The sequence below is a fragment of the Plantactinospora sp. BB1 genome (assembly GCF_003030385.1).
Lineage (GTDB): Bacteria > Actinomycetota > Actinomycetes > Mycobacteriales > Micromonosporaceae > Plantactinospora.
In genome coordinates this window covers 2237329-2258890 of record NZ_CP028159.1, presented here as the reverse complement: position 1 = coordinate 2258890, position 21562 = coordinate 2237329, and the positions used below count along the sequence as shown (strand labels likewise).

18 protein-coding genes are annotated in these 21562 nt (G+C 74.1%); 12 read left to right on the top strand and 6 right to left on the bottom strand.

Annotation, left to right across the window (positions count from 1 at the left end; all coding sequences use genetic code 11):
- Positions 1–208: 208 nt before the first annotated feature.
- Positions 209–1255: a hypothetical protein gene (locus C6W10_RS09750; protein ID WP_107257793.1), complete on the bottom strand. Its 1047-nt coding sequence runs from the start codon at positions 1253–1255 to the stop codon at positions 209–211.
- A 263-nt stretch (positions 1256–1518) separates the two neighbouring features.
- On the opposite strand from C6W10_RS09750, the gene C6W10_RS09745 reads away from it, so the two are divergent.
- Positions 1519–2523, top strand: a complete 1005-nt coding sequence (locus C6W10_RS09745; protein WP_369938664.1) for a DUF4349 domain-containing protein — start codon at positions 1519–1521, stop codon at positions 2521–2523.
- Positions 2524–2578: 55 nt separating this feature from the next.
- Here the strand turns inward: C6W10_RS09745 and C6W10_RS09740 are convergent, their stop codons facing one another.
- Positions 2579–3832, bottom strand: coding sequence for an amidohydrolase (locus C6W10_RS09740; RefSeq protein WP_107257792.1), 1254 nt, complete (start codon positions 3830–3832; stop codon positions 2579–2581).
- A 496-nt stretch (positions 3833–4328) separates the two neighbouring features.
- Positions 4329–5912: a methylmalonyl-CoA mutase gene (locus C6W10_RS09735; protein WP_107263799.1), complete on the bottom strand. Its 1584-nt coding sequence runs from the start codon at positions 5910–5912 to the stop codon at positions 4329–4331.
- Between the two features lie 282 nt (positions 5913–6194).
- On the opposite strand from C6W10_RS09735, the gene C6W10_RS09730 reads away from it, so the two are divergent.
- Both C6W10_RS09730 and C6W10_RS09725 read left to right on the top strand, forming a co-directional pair.
- Positions 6195–8123, top strand: a complete 1929-nt coding sequence (locus tag C6W10_RS09730; protein WP_107257791.1) for a serine/threonine-protein kinase — start codon at positions 6195–6197, stop codon at positions 8121–8123.
- Between the two features lie 91 nt (positions 8124–8214).
- Positions 8215–9921, top strand: a complete 1707-nt coding sequence (locus C6W10_RS09725; RefSeq protein ID WP_107257790.1) for a phospho-sugar mutase — start codon at positions 8215–8217, stop codon at positions 9919–9921.
- A gap of 43 nt (positions 9922–9964) precedes the next feature.
- On the opposite strand, the gene C6W10_RS09720 is transcribed toward C6W10_RS09725, so the two are convergent.
- Positions 9965–10642, bottom strand: coding sequence for a GPP34 family phosphoprotein (locus C6W10_RS09720; RefSeq protein ID WP_107257789.1), 678 nt, complete (start codon positions 10640–10642; stop codon positions 9965–9967).
- Between the two features lie 95 nt (positions 10643–10737).
- Positions 10738–11370, bottom strand: coding sequence for a uracil phosphoribosyltransferase (gene upp / locus C6W10_RS09715; protein ID WP_107257788.1), 633 nt, complete (start codon positions 11368–11370; stop codon positions 10738–10740).
- A gap of 133 nt (positions 11371–11503) precedes the next feature.
- Here upp and deoC point away from each other — a divergent pair, with 133 nt between their 5' ends.
- The 8 genes from deoC to cydC all read left to right on the top strand — a co-directional run bounded on the left by deoC (position 11504) and on the right by cydC (position 20030).
- A complete protein-coding gene (gene deoC / locus C6W10_RS09710; RefSeq protein ID WP_107257787.1) occupies positions 11504–12490 on the top strand; it encodes a deoxyribose-phosphate aldolase in 987 nt (328 codons plus the stop codon).
- Positions 12491–12492: 2 nt separating this feature from the next.
- Positions 12493–13923, top strand: coding sequence for an aldehyde dehydrogenase family protein (locus C6W10_RS09705; protein WP_107257786.1), 1431 nt, complete (start codon positions 12493–12495; stop codon positions 13921–13923).
- Positions 13916–14740, top strand: coding sequence for an aldehyde dehydrogenase family protein (locus tag C6W10_RS09700; RefSeq protein ID WP_107257785.1), 825 nt, complete (start codon positions 13916–13918; stop codon positions 14738–14740). The genes C6W10_RS09705 and C6W10_RS09700 overlap by 8 nt, the downstream gene beginning before the upstream one ends.
- Before the next feature lie 75 nt (positions 14741–14815).
- Complete coding sequence (locus tag C6W10_RS09695) at positions 14816–15223, top strand: BlaI/MecI/CopY family transcriptional regulator (protein WP_107257784.1); 408 nt, start codon at positions 14816–14818, stop codon at positions 15221–15223.
- 4 nt (positions 15224–15227) lie between these two features.
- Positions 15228–16151 carry a M56 family metallopeptidase gene (locus C6W10_RS09690; protein ID WP_107257783.1) on the top strand — a complete coding sequence of 308 codons (924 nt, stop codon included), beginning with the start codon at positions 15228–15230 and terminating at the stop codon, positions 16149–16151.
- 62 nt (positions 16152–16213) lie between these two features.
- On the top strand, positions 16214–16468 hold the full coding sequence (locus C6W10_RS37205) for a hypothetical protein (RefSeq protein ID WP_159104529.1): 255 nt from the start codon (positions 16214–16216) through the stop codon (positions 16466–16468).
- A complete protein-coding gene (gene cydD / locus C6W10_RS09685; RefSeq protein WP_107257782.1) occupies positions 16465–18246 on the top strand; it encodes a thiol reductant ABC exporter subunit CydD in 1782 nt (593 codons plus the stop codon). The genes C6W10_RS37205 and cydD overlap by 4 nt, the downstream gene beginning before the upstream one ends.
- The gene (gene cydC / locus C6W10_RS09680) at positions 18243–20030 is read left to right on the top strand and encodes a thiol reductant ABC exporter subunit CydC (RefSeq protein ID WP_107257781.1); all 1788 of its coding nucleotides are present in this window, start codon (positions 18243–18245) and stop codon (positions 20028–20030) included. Before cydD ends, cydC begins: the two co-directional genes overlap by 4 nt.
- A 16-nt stretch (positions 20031–20046) precedes the next feature.
- Here the strand turns inward: cydC and C6W10_RS09675 are convergent, their stop codons facing one another.
- Positions 20047–20388: a PadR family transcriptional regulator gene (locus tag C6W10_RS09675; RefSeq protein WP_107257780.1), complete on the bottom strand. Its 342-nt coding sequence runs from the start codon at positions 20386–20388 to the stop codon at positions 20047–20049.
- Between the two features lie 153 nt (positions 20389–20541).
- Here C6W10_RS09675 and C6W10_RS09670 point away from each other — a divergent pair, with 153 nt between their 5' ends.
- On the top strand, positions 20542–21525 hold the full coding sequence (locus tag C6W10_RS09670) for a DNA primase (RefSeq protein WP_107257779.1): 984 nt from the start codon (positions 20542–20544) through the stop codon (positions 21523–21525).
- Positions 21526–21562 lie beyond the last annotated feature (37 nt).

The window sequence follows — 21562 nt, the reverse complement described above, 5'->3', positions numbered from 1 at the left end:
ACTGCCTTCCGGTCTGAGTTCCGGGTTCCGCCCGCGTCACCCGGTTGAGTCTGCCTCGCGGATCGGCATTTGGGCAGCCCCGGCCGCCAGCCGCGCCGAAGCGACTCGCCGGGCGGCTCCGGCCGGACGGGTCCGCGCCCCCGCCGGGAGCACTCCGGACGGTCCGAGGCGGAAGCGGCGGTGGTGGTGGTAGGGCGGTGGTGTCGGGTCAGGGCGTATCGTCGCCGTCCTCCGCGGCCGCCTCGACGGCCGCCTGCACCTCGCCGGCCCAGCGCCGGGCGGCGACCGCGCCCCGCTCGGCGGCCCGCCGCGCCAGTTTGCGCCGGCCGGACTCCTGTTCGGCGGCGGTGCGGCGTCGTTCCAGTTCGGCCAGTTCGGACTCGATCGCGTGAAGCGCCGCCACGGCGTCCCGCTCGGCCGCCACCGCCTCGGCCAACTCCGCCTCGGCCCGCTCCTGCCGGGTACGCGCCTCGGCCAGCGCCCGGTCCAGGGTACGGCGACGGGCGGCCCGGGCGGACTCCTCGGCCCGGGCGGCCCGGGCTGCCGCCCGCTCGGCGGTCGAGCTGCCCCGCCCGCCGGCACCCTCCGGTCGCGCCGCCCCGCCTTCCGCACGCCGGCCCCGCGCGGTACCGGTCCGGGCGCGACGGCCCGGCTCGGTGGACTCCTCAACGGCCTCCTCGGCGGCCTCCCCGACCGACTCGTCGACGGCGCCGCCGGTCGGCTCGTCGGCGTCCGGACCGCCGACGATCAGTCGCAACTGCGGTCGGGGTACCTCGCCGAAGCCGGCGTAGCTGGTCGCCCGGACCAGCCGGCCGGACCGGGCCTGCTCGGCGACCTCGACGTCGGCCAGCGCCGCGTTCAGGGTCGCCTCCACCTCGGCCAGTGGGAGCTTTCCGGCGGCCAGCCGGGGATCCGTCTCCTCGGCGAGGGTCCGGGCCTGGCCGACCAGCGCGCCCACCACGCCCCGCCGCTGCGCGGAGAGTTCCCGCAGCCGGTCGCCGCGCAGTTCGCGCTGGGCGCCGCGCAGCGCGGCGGAGAGTTCGACCAGTTCGGCCATCAGCTCCGGGCGGCGCAGGGCCAGCAGGTTCACCAGCCAGGCCGCCACGGTCGGCTTGCGCAGCTTGGCGATCTCCCGGGCCGTGGCCGGGTCACCGGCGGCCCGGGCCGTGGCGACCGCCTCGGTGCGGGCCGCGACGAAGCCGTCCGGCGGGGCGGCGTAGAGCCGTTCCACGAGGTCACGAGGGAGGCCGGGCATGGTCCTGATTCTCCGGGATTCAGCCGCCGAGGGCTGCGGGCACCGGGCGGGCGGGAGTGTCGCCGGCCGCCCCGTCCAGTGTGGACGCGTTCCTGGTCAGTCGCATCGAGACTCCTCGGTCACCGAATCGTGATGTCCCCAGCGCAGTCTGCCGGAACCGGGTGGACTTCGCGGCGCGTCTGACGGAACGCCTCTACGGGGGACGGACGAACGGAGGGGACATGACCAGACGAAGTGGGACGGTGGCCGGACGCGGCGGGATCCTGGCCGGACGCGGCGGGGCCGTGGCCGGGTCGGGGCGGCGCCGGCTGGCCGGGCTGCTGGGCGCGGTGGCGCTGGCCGCCGCCCTGGCGCTGGCCGGTTGCGGCGCCGACGGGGGCGACGCCGCCGGCACCTCGGCGGCGGACGCCCCGGCCGGCGGTGCCGAGCAGGGGGCACAGCCCGGTGCGGCCGAGGTGCCGTTGGCCGGGGGCGGAGAGCCGCAGGCCGGCCAGCCGGCGAAGGAACCCGCCACCGATCTGGGGGTGGGCCAGCGGGCGATCGTCTACACCGGCTCGGTCACCGTGCGGGTGGACGACGTGGCGGCGGCGGCTGCCCGGGCGGTGGGCATCGTGAGCGGTGCCGGTGGCTTCGTCGGCGGTGACGACCGGAGCAGTGACGCGTCGCGTTCCGAGGCGACCCTGCAACTGCGGGTCCCGGCCGACCGGTTCAGCGCGGTGGTGGACGAGATCGCCCGGCTCGGCGAGCAGTTGCGCCGGGAGGTGAAGAGCGACGACGTCACCGAGGAGACGCTCGACCTGGACGCCCGGATCGCCACCCAGAAGGCGAGGGTGGAGAGCGGCCGGCGGCTGCTGGCCCAGGCGAAGTCCCTCTCCGAGCTGGTGATGCTGGAGAGCGAGCTGGCCAAGCGGGAGGCGGATCTCGCCTCGCTGGAGGCGAAGAAGCGCCGGCTGGCCGACCTGACCGCGCTCTCCACGGTCACCGCCATCCTGCTCGGGCCGAACGCACAGGTGCCGGAGGACGACGAGCCGGCGACCGGGTTCCTCGCCGGGCTGGAGGGCGGCTGGAAGGCGTTCGTGGTGTCGTTGCGGGTCCTGCTCACCGTGCTCGGCGCGCTGCTGCCGTGGGCCGTCGGGCTGGGCCTGCCGGTGCTCGGGGTGGTCTGGCTGCTCCGCCGGCTCCGCAGGCGGCGCTCCCGGCCGGGGCCGTCGGCCCCACCCCGGACCGCGCCCACGGTCCCGGCCCAGGCGTCGGCCCCGCCGGACTGAGCCACTTCTCCGGGTACGCCGGGAGCCGCCGCCGCGGTGCCCGGCGTACCCGGGACTAGCCGGCCAGGGCCTTGAGCGCGGTCTGCACCAGCAGCCGTACGCCGACCCCGATGGCCCGCTCGTCCACGTCGAACGTCGCCCGGTGCAGGTCGACGTTGGCCGCCGCCCGCCCGACGCCGAGTCGGGCCAGCGCGCCCGGTACGTGCTCCAGATACCAGGAGAAGTCTTCGCCGCCCATGCTCTGCGGGGTCTCGGCGATCCCGGCCGGGCCGGCCGTGGCCGCCGTGGCGGCGGTGAGCACCCGGATCGCCCCGGCGTCGTTGACCACCGGCGGGCGCCCGCGCAGGTACTCGATGTCCACGGTGGCGCCGGTCGGGGCGATGACGTCCCGGACCACCTGGGCGACGATCTTCGGCGCCTGGTCCCAGGTGTCCCGGTCGAGCACCCGGAGCGTGCCGGCCGCCATCGCCTCGTTCGGGATGACGTTGTACTGGGTACCCGCCGAGGCCTGGCCGAAGACCAGCAGCAGTCCGCTGTTCGCCGGTACCCGGCGGTTGACCAGCGCCGGCACCTCGGTGACCAGCCGGCCCAGCGCGTCGACCAGGTCCACCGTCAGGTGCGGCCGGGCGGTGTGCCCGCCCGGCCCGGCCAGCCGGACGGTGATGTTGTCCGCCGCCGCGGTGATCGGGCCGACCCGGAGGCCGACCTGCCCGACCGGCAGGTTGGGGTCGCAGTGCAGGGCGAAGATCTGGGTCACGTCGGTCAGCCCGCCGGCCTCGATGACCTCCAGCGAGCCGCAGGGCAGGATCTCCTCGGCCGGTTGGAAGATCAGCCGGACCCGCCCGTCCAGCTCACCCCGCCGGGCGAGTTGGGCGAGCAGCAGACCCACCCCGAGCACGACCGTGGTGTGCACGTCGTGTCCGCAGGCGTGGCAGGCCCCCTCCACGGTGGACCGGTACGGTACGTCCTTCACGTCCGTCAGTGGCAGTGCGTCAAGATCGGCCCGGAGTGCGACCACGGGTCCGGACGCCCGCCCGTCGATGTCGCAGATCACCCCGTTGCCCTTCGGCAGCAGGCGCGGCTCCAGGCCGGCGAGTGCCAGTTCCCGGGCGATCAGGGCGGCGGTGTCGAACTCCCGACCGGAGAGTTCCGGGTGGGCGTGCAGGAACCGGCGGGTCGCGATCAGGTCGGGCAGCCGGACGTCGAGCGTCCGGTCGAGCCCGAAGGGCAGGGGCTCGGCCCCGGGCGGCGTCTCGGATTCCGACGACGCCGGCTGGCTGCCGGTCGGCAGTTGCAACGCACTCGTCACGTCGAATTCTCGATCACTGTGGATGGGATGGGACTCGGACAGCCTAGACCGCCGACGGTGACGCTGCGCAACCTCGTTCTGGTAGTGATCAGACAGCACAGCGTCACGAAAGCCCTGGTAGAAGCGCTCGGCAACGTACGGAGGGCTACCTATCCCGCCATCAGACCCCGCCATCTGTGCCACACCTCCTACAACGCGTGACGGTTTCACCGGTCACGATCTAGCTCGGCAGCAACGCCACCTGCCCGATTTGTCGAGTTGTCCGACGGTCCTCGGGCAGACGAGGGTGGAACACCACCGGGTGGGGTGGCGGGGGTCCTCCAGGGTGACAGTCCGTGTCAAACGGGCCGCGCACTGGCTGTCCGTCATCTGCCGGCCGGGCCCGACCACCTCCCGATACCCGAAAAACCGCGCCGGCACTCCAGAGGCCGCCGATCCACCCGAAAGGGGCACCTGCCCAGCGGGCGGACGAGCCGCCCGGAGATCTCCGCCGCGGTCAGAACCGGTCGCTGGGCCGGTACGTCCCCCATACCTCGCGCAGCACGCCGCAAACCTCACCCACGGTGGCCCGGGCCCGCAGCGCCTCCTTCATCGGATAGAGCACGTTCCCGGTACCCGAGGCGGCCGTGCGCAGGTCGGCGAGGGCGCGCTCGACGGCGCCGCCGTCCCGGTCGGCCCGCAGCCGGGCCAGCCGCTCCCGCTGGGCCGCCTCGATCGCCGGGTCGACCCGGAGCGGCTGGTACGGCTCCTCCTCGTCGACGGTGAACCGGTTGACCCCGACCACCACCCGGTCACCGGACTCGATCTCCTGCGCCACCCGGTACGCCGACGACTCGATCTCGCGCTTCTGGAAGCCCGCCTCGATCGCCTCCACCGCCGAGCCGTACTCGGCGACCCGGGCCATCAGCTCCCGCACCCCCGCCTCGATCTCGTCGGTCATCGACTCCACCACGTACGAGCCGGCGAACGGGTCCACGGTGGCGGTCAGGTCGGTCTCGTAGGCCAGCACCTGCTGGGTACGCAGCGCCAGCCGGGCCGCCTTCTCCGTCGGCAGCGCGATCGCCTCGTCGAAGCTGTTGGTGTGCAGCGACTGGGTGCCGCCGAGCACCGCCGCGAGGCCCTGCACGGCGACCCGGACCAGGTTCACCTCCGGCTGCTGGGCGGTGAGCTGCACCCCGGCGGTCTGGGTGTGGAAGCGCAGCATCAGCGACTTCGGGTTCCGCGCGCCGAACTCGTCCCGCATCAGGTTGGCCCAGATCCGCCGGGCGGCCCGGAACTTCGCCACCTCCTCCAGCAGGGTGGTCCGGGCCACGAAGAAGAACGACAGCCGGGGTGCGAAGTCGTCCACGGCCAAGCCGGCGGCGAGCGCCGCGCGGACGTACTCCAGGCCGTTGGCCAGGGTGAAGGCGATCTCCTGCACCGGGGTCGCCCCGGCCTCCGCCATGTGGTAGCCGGAGATCGAGATGGTGTTCCACCTCGGCACCTCCTCGCGGCAGTAGGCGAAGGTGTCGGCGACCAGCCGCAGCGACGGCTTGGGCGGGAAGATGTAGGTGCCCCGGGCGATGTACTCCTTCAGGATGTCGTTCTGGATCGTGCCGTTCAGCGCCGAGCCGGGCACCCCGGACTCCTCCGCCACCAGTCGGTAGAGGAGCAGCAGCACCGAGCCGGGGGCGTTGATGGTCATCGAGGTGGAGACCCTGTCCAGCGGGATGCCGCCGAAGAGGGTGCGCATGTCCTCGACCGAGTCGATCGCCACGCCGACCTTGCCGACCTCGCCGTGCGCGATCGGGTGGTCGGAGTCGTAGCCCATCTGGGTGGGCAGGTCGAAGGCGACCGAGAGGCCCATGGTGCCGGCGGCGAGGAGCTGGTGGTAGCGCGCGTTGGACTCGGTGGCGGTGCCGAAGCCGGCGTACTGGCGCATGGTCCAGGGCCGCGAGGTGTACATCGTCGGGTAGACGCCCCGGGCGTACGGGAACTCACCGGGCGCACCGAGCCGGGTCTCCAGATCCCCCGGTACGTCGGCGGCGCCGTAGACCGCCTTGATCGGGAAACCCGACTCGCTCGACCGACCTTCACTCATGACCGGCATGGTAGGCCCGACCCGCTGACCAGGCTCCGCTGGGCCGAATCGGCAGCGCCGCAGGGGGCACCGGAGGCGTCCGGGCGGGCTCGACCCGACGTCGGCGCCCCGGTGAGCGGGCCGGTACGCCCCGTCGACAAACACGAACGCATGGTGAGGTGACAACCACGTACGGTCGAGTTCTCGGGAACTCCGGCGGTTGTCTTTCCCTTCTGCGGTCGGAACCCGCAATATAGGGGGGTTCTGTCCTGTGCCCCCTCGATTCTCTTCGGTGGCTTTTCTGTGACTCAGATCCCGACGTGGAGTGGCGGACCGGCCAATCCCACCAACGGACGTGCGGCACCCGGCATCACCATCGGCGGTCGGTACTCGTTGCGGGCGGCGGTCGGCCACGGCGGCATGGGCACCGTGTGGCGCGCGGCCGACACCCTGCTGCGCCGCGACGTGGCGGTGAAGGAGGTCGTACTCCCGCCGGGGCTGGCCCCCAGCGACCGCGACGCGATGTACGAACGCACCCTCCGCGAGGCGCGGGCCGCGGCGGCCCTGCAACACCCGGCGGTGGTGCAGGTCTACGACGTGGTCACCGAGGGCGGGCGGCCGTGGATCGTGATGGAGCTGCTCGACGCGCGCAGCCTCGCCGACATGGTGATCGAGGACGGACCGCTGGCGCCGCGCGCCGTCGCCAAGATCGGCATCGCCCTGCTCGGCGCCCTTGAGGTGGCGCACGCGATCGGGGTGCTACACCGCGACGTCAAGCCGGCCAACGTGCTGATCTGCTCCGACGGTCGCTGCGTGCTCACCGACTTCGGGGTGGCCCGGATGCCGACCGACGTCCAGCTCACCACCCCGGGCATGGTGCTCGGCTCGCCGCACTTCATCTCGCCGGAACGGGCCATGGGCCAGGACTTCGGCCCGCCCAGCGACCTCTTCTCGCTCGGCGTCACCCTCTACACGGCGGTCGAGGGGCGGCCGCCCTTCGACAAGGGCGACCCGATCGAGACCATGCACGCGGTGGTGGAGGACCCGCCGGCCCCGCCGGTCCGGTCCGGGGCGCTGACCCGGGTGCTGCTCGGACTGCTGGAGAAGGATCCGGCCCGCCGGCTCGACGTGACCGCCTCCCGCACCATGCTCCGCGAACTGCTGGCCGGCCCGCTGGCCAGCAATGCCGCCGGGCACATGGTCACCGACCCGTACGCGGTGGTGCCGAGCCAGCGTTCGCCGTGGCAGCAGCCGGCGGGCGCTCCCCAGTCACCGGCGCCGGCCGGAGCCCAGCCAGGCCGGTCCGGCCGGCCGGCGACCAACGGCGAGATCGGCGGCTCGGCGATGCTCGCCCCGGGCGAGTCCCTGACCGAGCGGATCGCCCGGAGTTCCCGCGACACCGCCAGCTCCAACCGGCCCCCGGCGGCCGGCGCCAACCCGCTGGACACCCCGACCGGGGCGATGCCGGGCTCGGCCGGCCGGCGCAGCGGGCCGCTCCACACGCCGACCGGCGCGATGCCCGGGACCGGCGGCCGGGGCGGCACGGTGCACACCGCCAGGGGTGGCGGCGTGGGCCGCGGCCTGGCCGGCGCCCGGCAGGCCGGCGACTCGGTGGTGCGGACGGTCCAGGGCTGGCCCCGGAAGATGCAGCTCGCCGTGGCCGGCGGGGTCGCCGCAGTACTGCTGGTCAGCATCGTCGCGCTCTCCATCGGCGGCGACGACCCGGCCGACACGCCGCCGCCGCAGGCCGGACCGACCAGCCAGGCCCCGGTACCGGCGTCCTTCGCCACCCAGCCGCACGACGAACGCGGAGTCTCGCTCAACGTACCGAAGGACTGGAAGAAGGCGGCCCCGAAGAAGGCCGTCTACATCGACTACACCGACCCGGACGGCAGCGGACGACGGGTCCGGGTGCTGGTCGAGGACTTCAAGGGCGACAGCTCACGCCGCTGGGCGGAGATCGCCGCGAACGGATTGAAGTCGAGCAAGAGCTGCGCCAAGCCGTACCGGCAGGTGGGGCTGACCGACGAGGAGCTGAGCGGCAAGCCCGCCGCGCAGTTGGAATACACCTGCGGTGACGGCGACGAGCAACGGCACGGCATCTGGCGTGGACTGGTGCAGGGCGGCAAGGTGTACTCCTTCTACCTGACCACCCCCGATGCCCGGTTCGAGGAGAGCAAGCCGATCTTCGACGAGATGGTCAAGTCGTTCCGGCTCGGCAGCGCCGGCTGACGCCTTCCCACCCGGCCCCGCCTCCGGCGTACACCACGCCGGGGCGGGGCCGGACTGCGTCCGGGGGTGGCCGGCGTGCTATCACAGTCCGATGGTGGCGAAACCGAAGCAGCCCGACGGCATCTCCCCGGACGGGTCCCCCGACGAGCTGACCGGGCTGCGGGCACGGGCGCAGGCGTGGCTCGACGACGACCCCGATCCGGCGACCCGGGACGAGCTGCGCGGGGTAATCGACCGGCTGCCGGCGACCGCCGCCGAGCTGGCCGACCGGTTCGCCGGGCCGCTCACCTTCGGCACCGCCGGGCTGCGGGGTCCGCTGCGCGCCGGCCCGAACGGGATGAACCTGGCCGTGGTCACCGCGGCCGCGGCCGGGCTGGTCGGCTGGCTCGCCAGCCGGGACGCGTCCGGCCCGCTGGTGATCGGGTACGACGCCCGGCACGGCTCGAAGGAGTTCGCCGAGCGGACCGCCCGGGTGGCCACCGGTGCGGGGCGGCCGGCCCTGCTGCTACCCCGGCCGCTGCCCACCCCGGTGCTGGCGTACGCGGTCCGGGCCCTCGGTGCGGTCGCCGGGGTGATGGTCACCGCCAGCCACAACCCGCCGCAGGACAACGGCTACAAGGTCTATCTGGGCGCCTCGACCGGCGGCCTCCGGGGCGCGGGGGCGCAGATCGTGCCCCCGGTGGACGCCGAGATCGAGGCGGCGATCCGGGCGGTCGGGCCGCTGGCGGCGGTACCGCTGGGCGGGCCCGGGACGGTGCTCGGTGACGACACGGTCGCCGGGTACGTCCGGGCCACCGCCGGGCTGATCGACCCGGACGGGCCGCGCGGGCTGACCGTGGCGTACACCCCGCTGCACGGGGTGGGTGCCGCCGTACTGACCTCGGTCTTCGCCCGGGCCGGGTTCGGCGTGCCGGGGATCGTCGCCGAGCAGGCCGAGCCGGATCCGAACTTCCCCACCGTCTCATTCCCCAACCCGGAGGAACCGGGCGCGACCGACAAGCTGGTCGCGCTCGCCCGGCAGATCGGCGCGGACATCGCGCTGGCGAACGACCCGGACGCCGACCGGTGCGCGGTGGCGGTCCCCGACCCGGTACGCGGCTGGCGGATGCTGCACGGCGACGAGGTGGGGATCCTGCTGGCCGACCATCTGGTCCGGCAGGGCCGCACCGGCCTGTACGCCACCACGATCGTCTCGTCCTCCCTGCTCCGGACGTTGTGCGCGGCGCGTGGCGTGCCGTACGGGGAGACGCTGACCGGGTTCAAGTGGATCGTCCGGGCCGAGGCCGGCGACGCCGAGCTGGCCTACGGCTACGAGGAGGCGCTCGGCTACTGCGTCGCCCCCGACCAGGTGCGGGACAAGGACGGGATCAGCGCCGCGCTCACCTTCGCCGAACTGGCGGCGACGCTCAAGGCGCAGGGGCGGACCGTGACCGACCGGCTCGACGAGTTGGCCGGCGAGTTCGGGGTGCACCTGACCGACCAGCTCTCGGTCCGGGTCGACGACCTGGGCGAGATCGGCAAGACGATGGCCTACATCCGGGGGAAGACCCCGAAGACCCTGCTCGACGAGCCGGTGACCTCGGTCGAGGACCTGACTCCGGCGGCGGACGTACTGATCCTGCGTACCGACTCGGCCCGGGTGGTGGTCCGGCCGTCCGGGACCGAGCCGAAGCTGAAGGCGTACCTGGAGGTGGTGGAGCCGGTGGTCGACGGTGACGTGCCGGCGGCCCGGGAGCGGGCCGCAGCCTCGGTCCGCGCCCTGCGCACCGAGACCGCCGCGGCCCTCGGTATCTGGTAGCCGGCCGCCCGCCGGCCAGGTGTCGGGCGGGGGCGGCCGGCGGTCAGCTCCGGCTGCCCAGCGCGGCGTCGATGGCCCGGGAGAGCGCGGCGATCACCAGCGCCACCGAGGGGCGGATGGTGGACTCCTCCAGGCTCCCCCCGTCGGTGAAGCCCGCACTCCGGGCGATCTCGGTCAGCCGCTTCCGGGCGTCCTCGGCGGCCGGTCCGGTCAGTCCGAGGCTCGGCTGCACCCGGATCGCCGCCATCACGGCGGCGAGCGCGGCGGTCCGCTCGTCGGGTACGGCCTCGCCGGTCAGCGCGGCCGTCAGCCGGCCCCGGATCTCGGCCTCGACCGACGGGTCGAGCACCGGGTACCGGTGCACGTGGATGTAGCCGAGTTCGGTCTCGTCGACGTCGCTGATCACGCCCCGGGTGCAGAGGTCGCTCAGGATCCGGTCGCGCAGCCCGTGCCGGAGCCGCTGCACCCAGGAGGCCGGTGTGTGCGGGGTGTCCGCCGCGATCCGGGCGAGCACGTCGTCGGCGATCGGGTCGCCGGTCGGCGTGGGGTCGGTGGCCACGATCGAACCGTCGGAGAAGGCGACCCGGCCGGCGAGCGCGAGGTCGACCAGCACGGCGGCGGCCATGCCGAGGTCGAGCCCGATCCGGGAGCCGGTCGCCTTGCCGGACTTATCGTCGTAGCCGAGCAGCAGCAACTCCTCGGCCAGCCCAACACCTGTCATGGCCCGGAACGGTAGCCGTTCCGCGCCAGCCGCGCATGTGTCCCGGCCGGACCGGTGGACGCTCGGCCCGGAATCCGGAACCGGTCGGGCTGGAATCAGAACCGGGGCATGCCGCCGAACTGCCGGTCACCGGCGTCACCGAGCCCCGGGACGATGAACATCTGGTCGTTGAGCCGCTCGTCGATCGCGGCGGTGACCAGTCGCAACGGCAGCCCGGAGCGGTCCAGCCGCTCGATGCCGGCCGGCGCGGCTAGCACGCAGAGCACGGTGATGTCGGTGCAGCCTCGGTCGGCCAGCAGCCGGCAGCAGTGCTCCAGCGAACCGCCGGTGGCGACCATCGGGTCGAGTACCAGCACCGGCCGGCCGGTCAGGTCGGTCGGCAGCGACTCCATGTAGGCACGCGGCTCGTAGGTGTGCTCGTCCCGGGCCAGCCCGACGAAACCCATCGACGACTCGGGCAGCAGGCCGAGCGCCGAGTCGGCCATGCCGAGCCCGGCGCGGAGCACGGGTACCAGCAGGGGCGGGTTGGCCAGCCGGGTGCCCTGGGTGGGTGCCACCGGCGTGTCGATCGGGAACTGTTCGACCGGCAGCGAGCGCGCGGCCTCGTACACCAGCATGGTGGTGAGTTCCTGCAGCGCGGCGCGGAACGACGCCGAGTCGGTCCGGGCGTCGCGCATCACGGTCAGCCGCGTCTGGGCTACGGGGTGGTCAACCACGAGTACGTCCACGGTCGCTCAACCTACCGCTAACCTCGGGCGGGACCTCGTCCCGGTCGCCCGCTCCCCGGGCCGGTGGCGTCGGCGCCCGACCGGCGGCTATGGCCAAGATCACATGCTCGGGCCGGTGCGTAGACTTGCCGCCATGACGGCGACAGCGGCGTCGGCGCGCTCCGACCTGACCGAGGTGGGGCGTTCCGAGGCGACCCTACGGGCCTTCCTGCACGGCCTACCCGGCGTGGACCAGGTCGGCGCGGAACAGCGGGCGGCGATGCTCGGCACCCGCTCGATCAAGACCACCGCCAAGGCGTGGGCGATCGACCTGGCGATCCGGATGGTCGACCTGACCACGCTGGAGGGCGCCGACACCCCCGGCAAGGTACGCGCGCTCGCCGCCAAGGCGCTCCGCCCGGACCCGGCCGACCCGTCCTGCCCGCCGGTCGCCGCCCTCTGCGTCTATCCGACGATGGTTCCGGTGGCCGCCGAGGCGCTCTGGGGCCCGACGGCCCGACCGGCCGGCGACGCGGGCCGGGTGCACCTGGCGAGCGTGGCCACGGCCTTCCCGTCCGGGCAGGCGCCGCTGGAGGTCCGGCTCGCGGACACCCGCGCGGCGGTGGCCGCCGGGGCGGACGAGATCGACATGGTGATCAACCGGGGCGCCTTCCTCTCCGGCCGCTACCAGGAGGTCTACGACGAGATCGTCGCGGTGAAGGCGGCCTGCGGGGACGCCCACCTCAAGGTCATCCTGGAGACCGGCGAGCTGGTCACCTACGACAGCGTCCGGCGGGCCTCCTGGCTGGCCATGCTGGCCGGCGCCGACTTCATCAAGACCTCGACCGGCAAGGTGCCGGTGGCCGCGACCCTGCCGGTCACCATGGTGATGCTGGAGGCGGTCCGGGACTTCCGGGACGCCACCGGCCGGCAGGTCGGGGTCAAGCCGGCGGGCGGGATCCGGACCACCAAGGACGCGATCAAATACCTGGTGCTGGTGAACGAGACCGCCGGCCCGGACTGGCTGCACCCCGACCAGTTCCGGTTCGGCGCCTCCAGCCTCCTCAACGACCTGCTGATGCAGCGCACCAAGTTGACCACCGGCGTCTACTCCGGCCCCGACTACTTCACCCTGGACTGACGATGTTCGAATACGCCCCGGCGCCGGAGTCGCGCGCCGTCGTGGACCTGAAGCCGTCGTACGGGCTCTTCGTCGACGGCGAGTTCGTCGAGTCGGGTGACGGCGGCACGATCAAGTCGATCAACCCGGCCTCCGAGGAGGTGCTCGCCGAGGTCGCCGAGGCCGGCCCCGGCGACGTGGACCGGGCGGTCCGGGCGGCCCGCCGGGCGTACGAGGAGGTCTGGGGGCCGATGCCGGGCCGGGACCGGGCCAAGTACCTGTTCCGGATCGCCCGGATCATCCAGGAGCGGGGCCGCGAGCTGGCCGTGCTGGAGTCGCTGGACAACGGCAAGCCGATCCGGGAGTCCCGGGACGTCGACGTCCCGCTGGTCGCCGCGCACTTCTTCTACTACGCCGGCTGGGCCGACAAGCTCGGCCACGCCGGCTTCGGCCCGGACCCGCGCCCACTCGGCGTCGCCGGTCAGGTCATCCCGTGGAACTTCCCGCTGCTGATGCTCGCCTGGAAGATCGCCCCGGCGCTGGCCGCCGGCAACACGGTGGTGCTCAAGCCGGCCGAGACCACCCCGCTGAGCGCGCTGCTCTTCGCCGAGATCTGCCAGCAGGCCGACCTGCCGCCCGGGGTGGTCAACATCGTCACCGGGGCCGGCGAGACCGGCCGGGCGCTGGTCGAGCACGACGGGATCGACAAGGTCGCCTTCACCGGCTCCACCGAGGTCGGCCGGCAGATCGCCCGCTCGGTCGCCGGCACCCGCAAGAAGCTCACCCTGGAGCTGGGCGGCAAGGCGGCGAACATCGTCTTCGACGACGCCCCGGTCGACCAGGCCGTCGAGGGCATCGTCAACGGCATCTTCTTCAACCAGGGCCACGTCTGCTGCGCCGGCTCCCGGCTGCTGGTCCAGGAATCGGTGTACGACGAGGTGCTCGCCTCGCTCAAGCGCCGGATGGCCCGGCTGCGGGTCGGCGACCCGCTGGACAAGAACACCGACATCGGCGCGATCAACTCGGCGGCCCAGCTCGACCGGATCCGGACGCTCAGCGAGATCGGGTCGAGTGAGGGGGCCGAGCGCTGGTCCCCGCCGTGCGAGCTGCCGGACCGGGGCTTCTGGTTCGCCCCGACCATCTTCACCGGGGTCAGCCAGGCACACCGGATCGCCCGGGAGGAGATCTTCGGGCCGGTGCTCTCGGTGCTGACCTTCCGTACCCCGGCCGAGGCGGTGGAGAAGGCGAACAACACGCCGTACGGGCTCTCGGCCGGGATCTGGACCGACAAGGGTTCCCGGATCCTCTGGATGGCCGACCGGCTGCGCGCCGGAGTCGTCTGGGCGAACACGTTCAACAAGTTCGACCCCACCTCGCCGTTCGGCGGCTACAAGGAGTCGGGCTACGGCCGAGAGGGCGGCCGGCAGGGGCTGGAGGCGTACCTCGATGTCTGAACGGGTGGCGGTACGCAAGACGTACAAGCTCTTCATCGGCGGGAAGTTCCCGCGCAGCGAGTCGGGGCGGTCGTATCCGGTGCAGAACTCCAACGTGGCACTCGCCTCCCGCAAGGACGTCCGGGACGCCGTACTCGCGGCGCGGGCGGCGGTCAAGGGCTGGTCGGGTGCGACCGCGTACAACCGGGGGCAGATCCTCTACCGGGTCGCCGAGATGCTGGAGGGCCGGCGGGACCAGTTCGTCGGTCTCGGTGTGCCGGCCGACGAGGTGGACGAGGCGATCGACCGCTGGGTCTGGTACGCCGGCTGGGCCGACAAGCTGACCCAGGTGTACGGCAACGCCAACCCGGTCGCCGGGCCGTACTTCAACATCTCCGCGCCGGAGCCGACCGGAGTGGTCGGGGTGCTCGCCCCGGCCGAGCCGGCGCTGCTCGGGCTGGTCAGCGTGGTGGCTCCGGCGATCGTCACCGGCAACACGGTGGTGGTACTGGTCGCCGAGGCGAGCCCGCTGCCGGCGATCACCCTCTCCGAGGTGCTGGCCACCTCCGACCTGCCCGGCGGGGTGGTGAACCTGCTCACCGGCCGCCCGGCCGAGACCGCGCCGTGGCTCGCCGGGCACATGGACGTGAACGCGCTCGACCTGACCGGGGTGGACGATCCGGGGCTCGCCGCCGAGCTGGAGCGGGCGGCGGCCGGAAACCTCAAGCGGGTGCTCCGGCCGGCGGCCGGGCCGGTCGACTGGACCGCCGATCCCGGCATCGGCCGGATGACCGCGCTGCTGGAGACGAAGACCGTCTGGCACCCGAAGGGCGTCTGAGCCGGCGGCCGGAGCTGCGTCACAGGGCGGCCACCGGGGCGGAGACTATACGACAACGGGTAGTAGAATTGCCGCGTGACGCGACTCGGTGATCTCGAACGTGCAGTGATGGACGTGCTCTGGGACCGGGGTACCGGTGCCGGGGCGACCGTCCGCGAGGTGGCCGAGGCGTTGCGGGACCGTGAGCTGGCGTACACCACGGTGATGACGGTGCTCGACCGGCTCGCCGGCAAGGGCATGGTCGAGCGGGAGCGGGAGGGGCGGGCCTGGCGCTACCGGCCGGCCGCCAGCCGCGAGGCGCACATCGCCCGGCTGATGCTCGATGCGCTGGACCTGGCCGGCAGCCGGGACGCCGCGCTGGTCCGGTTCGCCCGCTCGGTGACCGGGACCGAGGCCGAGGTGCTGCGCGCGGCGCTCGACGAGGAGGCCGACGAGTTCCCGGCCGCGTCCGACCGGCCGCCGGCCGCGGAACGGCAGGGCTGAGCCGATGCTCTACGCCGCGCACTTCGCGCTCGCCGTGCTGGCCTGCTATCTCGCCGCCCAGGTGCTGGCCCGTTCCGGCCGGCTCGGCGCGGGGTGGGCGTGGCACAGTCCCCGGGTCGCGATCGTCTGCTGGCAGTTCGTCGGGCTGGCGCTGGGGCTCTCCGCGATCGGGCTGCCGATCTCGCTCGGGCTCGCCCCGTACGGCCAGGGCACCGGCTCCGCACTGCGCTCGCTCGCCGGTGACCTCTTCGGCGGTGGCGACCTGCCGCCCGGCCTGGGGGTGACCCATCTCGGCCTGGTCGGCATCGGGCTGGGGGTGGCGGCGGTGCTGCTCGGCTCGACGGCGCGGAGCCTGCTCGGCGCGCTGCGCGCCCAGCGCCGGCACCGGGACCTGTTGACCCTGGTGGCCCGGGACGACCCGGCCGCCCCCGGCGCACTGGTGCTCGACCACCCGAGCGCGGCCGCGTACTGCCTGCCCGGGGTACGCCCGCAGGTGGTGGTCAGCGCCGGCACCCTGAGCCTGCTCGACCGGGCGCAGCTCGCGGCCGTACTCAGCCACGAGCGGGCGCACGCCGACGAGCGGCACGACCTGGTGCTGCTTCCCTTCACCGCGCTCTGCCGGGCACTACCCGGCGTCGGCTGGGTACGCGCGGCACACGACGCCGTCGCCCTGCTGGTGGAGATGCGGGCCGACGACAAGGCCCGGCGGCTGCACGCCGACGGCCCGCTCGCCGCCGCGCTGCTGCGGTTCGCCAGCGCGGGTGCCCGGGTCACCCCGGCCGGTGCGCTCGGGGTCGCCGACGGTGAACTCGACGCCCGGGTGCAGCGCCTGCTGGAGGTACGCCGACCGGGCCGGCTGCCCGGCGCGACCGCGCTGGCGCTGGCGACGGCCCTGGTCACCCTGCCGGTGTCGCTGTTCCTGCACTGAGTCGTCGGGCATCTACTACACCTCGTAGTAAACTGGCCCTGTCACGGAAGCTGCCCGAAAAGATGCGTGGGAAATGGGTCTTCGACGGTCGCCGGCCACGCCGGACGGACGGGGTGATGCCGCCGGCAGCGCCCCGGCTCCCACCGTCGCCGGTCCCGGCACCCACCCCGGCATCGCCCAAGCCGCCGGCATCGCCCCGTACCCCGGTGCCGGGCGACGTGCAGGTCCACCCGGCCCGGCTGATCGCCAGCCTCCCGGTGCGGCCGATCGCCGGCCTTCCGGTGCGGCTGATCGCCGGCCTTCCGGTGCGGCGGTGAGTCGCCGGCCGTTCGATCCCCGCCTGCTGCGCCGGGTGCCCGGCGCACGGCGTCAGCTCGGACTGCTCGGTGTGCTCGGCGTCGTCGCCGCCGGACTCGTCATCGCCCAGGCCACCACCCTCGCCATCGTGCTGGCCGAGGCGGCCGGCGGGCACCTCGACCGGGCCGCGCTGGCCGGCTTCCTGGCCAGTGTGGCCGGCCGGGCGGCCCTGCTCTGGGCGCAGGGCACCCTGGCGGCCCGGACCGCCGCCACGGTCAAGGCCACCCTCCGGGCCGACCTGCTCGCCGCCGTCGACCGGCGCGGACCGGCCTGGCTCTCCGGGCAGCGCGGCGGTCAGCTCGCCACCCTGGCCGGGCGCGGCCTGGACGCGCTCGACGCGTACTTCACCGGCTACCTGCCGCAGCTCGTGCTGAGCATCACGGTGCCGCTGGCCGTACTGGCCCGGCTGTTCCTCGCCGACTGGAGTTCCGCCCTGGTGATCGCGGCGACCCTGCCGCTGGTCCCGATCTTCGGAGCGCTGCTCGGCTGGCAGGCCCAGGCCGCCACCGAACGCCAGTGGCGCCGGCTGGCACTGCTCGGCGGCCACTTCCTGGACATGCTGCGCGGGCTGCCCACCCTGCACCTGTTCGGCCGGGCCCCCGCCCAGGTGGCCGTGGTACGCCGGATGGCCGACCGGCACCGCCGCGCGACGATGCGGACGCTGCGGATCGCCTTCCTCTCCGCGCTGGTACTCGAACTGGTCGCCACCCTCTCGGTCGCCCTGGTCGCGGTGCCGATCGGCCTGCGGCTGCTCGGCGGCGGGCTCGCCCTGCAGACCGCGCTGCTGGTGCTGCTGCTCGCCCCCGAGGCGTTCCTGCCGCTGCGCGCCGCCGGCAGCCAGTTCCACGCCAGCCAGGAGGGACTGACCGCGCTGGACGAGGCGCTGACCCTGCTCGGCCCCGAGCCGCCCGCCGGCAGCACCGCCGCCCGGGCTCCGGCCGCGCCGGCCGTCGTGCGCACCGGCGACCCGGGCGGCCGGGACGGCGAATACCCACCCACGCCCGGCGGGCACAGCGGACACGGCGGACACGGCGGGCACGGCGGGCACGACGAGATCAGGTTCGAGTCCGTGACCGTGGAATACCAGCGCGGCATCGCGCTGCGGGAGGTCACCCTCACCATCCGGCCCGGCGAACGGATCGCGGTCGTCGGGCCGAGCGGCGCCGGCAAGAGCACCCTGTTGAACCTGCTGCTCGGATTCGTCACCCCCAGCAGCGGGCGGATCACCGTCGGCGGTACCGACCTGGCGACGCTGGACCTGGCCGGGTGGCGCCGGCAACTGGCCTGGGTACCGCAGCGGGCTCACCTGTTCGGGACCTCGCTGGCCGACAACATCCGGCTCGGCGCACCGGACGCGCCGATCGGGGCGGTCCGGGACGCGGTCCGGGCCGCCGACCTGACCGAGGTGGTCGCCGACCTCCCCGACGGTCTCGACACCCGGCTCGGCGAGCGCGGCCACGGGCTCTCCAGCGGGCAGCGGCAGCGGGTGGCGCTGGCCCGGGCCTTCCTCCGGGACGCCCCGATCGTGCTGCTCGACGAGCCCACCGCCCGGCTCGACGCCGGTTCCGAGGCGGCCGTACTCGCGGCCACCCGACGGCTGGTCGCCGGCCGTACGGCCCTGCTGGTGGCGCACCGCCCGACGCTGCTGGCCGAGGCGGACCGGGTTTTCCGGGTCGAGGACGGACGGGTGACCGAGCAGGAGCCGGTCGCGGCGCTGCCCCGGGAGGTGGTGGCGTGAGACTGCGTCCCGAACGGACCGTCTGGCGGCTGGCCCGCCCGTACCTCGGTCGGCTGCTCGGCGCCGGCCTGCTCGCCGCCGGTACCGAACTCGCCGGGCTGGCCCTGCTGGCGACCGCGACCTGGCTCCTGGTCAGCGCCGCCGGCCGACCGCCGCTGGACACCCTCACCGTGGCGATCGTCGCGGTACGGGCCCTGGCGATCGGCCGGGGCGTGCTCCGCTACACCGAGCGGCTGGCCGGGCACGACGCCGCGCTGCGGGTCGTCACCGAGGTTCGGGCCCGGGTCTTCGCCGCGCTGGCGGCCCGGCGCACCGCCGCCCCGCAGCGCTCCGCAGACCTGCTCAGCCGGCTCGTCTCGGACGTCGAGGCGGTGCAGGACCTGCTGCTCCGGGTGCTGGTCCCGGGGGCGGCGGCCAGCCTCGTGGGCCTGCTCGCCGTGCTCGGCGCCTCCGCCGTCGCCCCGCTCGCCGGGCTGGCGCTGGCCGGCGGGCTGCTGCTGGCCGGAGTCGTGCTCCCGGCGCTGGCGGCGGTGCTCACCCGGCGTACCGCCGACCGGGTGGCGCCGTTGCGCGGCGCGCTCGCCGGGGACGCGGTGGACCTGACCGCCGGCGCCGCCGACCTGGCCGCGTTCGGCGCGACCGGAGCGGCGCTGGACCGGGCGGACGCCCGGGCCCGCGAACTCGCCGGGCTGGAGCGCCGGACGGCGGCGCTGGGCTGGGCCGTCGACGGCCTCGGGGTACTGGTGGCCGGTGCGACCAGCGCCGCCGTGCTGACCGTGGCGTTGCGGGCGGGCGTCTCCGGGGTACTCGTCGGGGTCCTCGCGGTCGGCACGCTCGCCGCCGTCGAGGCGGCCCTGGCGCTGGTCGGCGCGGCCCGGCACTGGACCCGGCTGCGCGCCGGCCTGACCCGGGTGGCCGACCTGCTGGTGGACGCCCCGGCGGAGTCGGCGGCGACCCCGGGCGTCGGGTCCGGTGACGGCTCCGGGACGGCGCGGGTGGCCCGACGCTGGCACTGCCGGGTCGAGGGGGTGAGCCTGCGGTACCGTCGCCCGGGCCCGCCCGCGCTCGACGGGGTGAGCCTCGACCTTCCGGCGGGGAGCCGGATCGCCGTCGTCGGTCCGAGCGGTGCCGGTAAGAGCAGCCTGCTCGCCGTGCTGACCGGGATGGTCCGGCCGGACCACGGCCGGGTACTGCTGAACGGCGTCGACCTGCCCGACCTGCCCGTCGAGCGGCTGCCCCGGATCGTCGGCGGGCTCCTCGCCGAGGCACACGTCTTCCACGCCACCGTCCGGGAGAACCTCCTGCTCGGCCGGACCGGCGACGACCCGACCGGCGGGACCGACGAGGACCTGGTCGGCGCGGCCTCGGCGGCGGGCCTGCTGGACTGGGTACGCCAGCAGCCCGCCGGCTGGGACACGATGGTGGGCGAGGACGGCGGTCAACTCTCCGGCGGGCAACGTCAGCGGCTGCTGCTGGCCCGGGCCCTGCTCGCCGCCCCGGCCGGCGTCCTGGTGCTGGACGAGCCGACCGAGGGTCTCGACCCAACGGCTGCCGACGCGGTGCTCGGCTCGGCGACCGCGTACGCCGGCCCGGACCGCACCGTGGTACTCGTGACGCACCGACTGTCCGGTGTGGACCGGTACGACGAGGTCGTCGTCCTCGACCAGGGGCGGATCGTCGACCGGGGCAGCCACGCCGAACTCGTCGACCGACCGGGCTGGTACCGCGACCAGTGGCTACGCCAGACCGGCGCGGAACGGGACTATCTGGCGCTCGGCGGCTGAGCCCGGCGCGGACGCCTCAGGCGGGTGCGCCGGGGGTGGGTGCTCCGCCGAGGAACTGCCCCACCGTCGAACTGAACTCCTGCCAGCTCGTCCGCTCACCCGCCAGGGCACGCTGCCCGGCACCGGTCAACTCGTAGGTCCGGCGCTCGCGGCCGTTGACCGTGCTCCAGGCGCTGCTGACGTAGCCGGCCCGCTCCAACCGGCGCAGCGCCGGATAGATGGTCCCGGTTGGCAGATCGAGCACGCCGCCGCTGCGGGCCCGGAGCGCCTCGATGATCGCGTAGCCGTGCAGCGCCCCCCGCTCGAGCACCGCGAGCAGCAGCGCATCGAGATGGCCGTGCAGCGCCTGGGCGTTCATAGGTAGTAAGCCTACTAATATATGCGGCGAAGTCCAACGGGGTGCCGGCATCCACGCCCGCCGCCGGCCTACTAGGGTGTGTGCGCAGAGTCACCGATCCGCCGGCACCCTCGCCGGGTCGGGTGCCCACATCGAGCGCACACGGAGGTCAGCGTGGCCCGCCAGTCGTCCCACCGGCCCGAAACCGACGAGCCCGGAAACGAGCCCGTCGGAAGCGACGGGGCTGTCGACCCCGGGCAGATCGACGCCGGCTCCTCGGAAAGCAGCGACGACACCGCCGGCACCGGCGACGCCCCGGCGACGTCCGGCACGGCGGACCGTTCGCTGTGGGAAGAGGTCCGGATCGACCCGGTCGAGATCGCCCTCCCCTCGGGCTCCGGCTTCACCCTGCGGGCGTACCGCCCGGCGAGCGAACTGACGCTGACCGACATCGAGGACCGGGAGCACGACGACCTCTTCGCCAGCCGGTCCCGGCGGGCCGAGGTCGACGAGGACGAGGACGACGACGAGACCGTCGTGATCCTGGACGAGGAGGTCGCCGACCAGTTCGCCGAGGCGGAGAAGGAGGAGGCGGAGCGGGACGGCAAGTCCGGGGCCGCCGACCCCGACGCCGAGGCGGCCGAGACGGAGGCCGAGGAGGAGGACGAGGGCGAGGAGGTGCCGGCCTTCCTCACGTACCGGGGGAAGCTGCTGCTCTTCAAGAGCCCTGAGGCTCTCGTCACATTCGTCCGGTCCGGCGCGCCGCACGATCTGGCCGACCTGGACACCTGGGACCAGCTCGTCGAGCGGATCACGCCGGCCGACGTCGCCCCGCTGGACGAGGACTCCTACGAGCTCGACCTCGTGGTGGAGAACCTCCGCGGCGGGCACGACGTCTGGGACTCGACGCTGCTCATCGAGGCAGGTGAGGTGGCCCGCGACCTGGCCTACGCGCTCCGGCTGCCGGCCGTACTGGATATGCTGTCACCCGGCTCCAGCCTGGACGACCTCGACGAGGCGCTCCGGGCCACCGTGGCCGGCGGCCTCGGCGGATTCCGGGGTCGGCGGCGACTCAAGAAAATCGGGGCACAAACCGCAAGTCTCGGGTGGCGCACGATTATCGGCAAGATCTCTGCCGCCGTGGACTGGCGCGACTGACCCCTCACCAGGGAGCATCAGTCTTTGGCACACCACT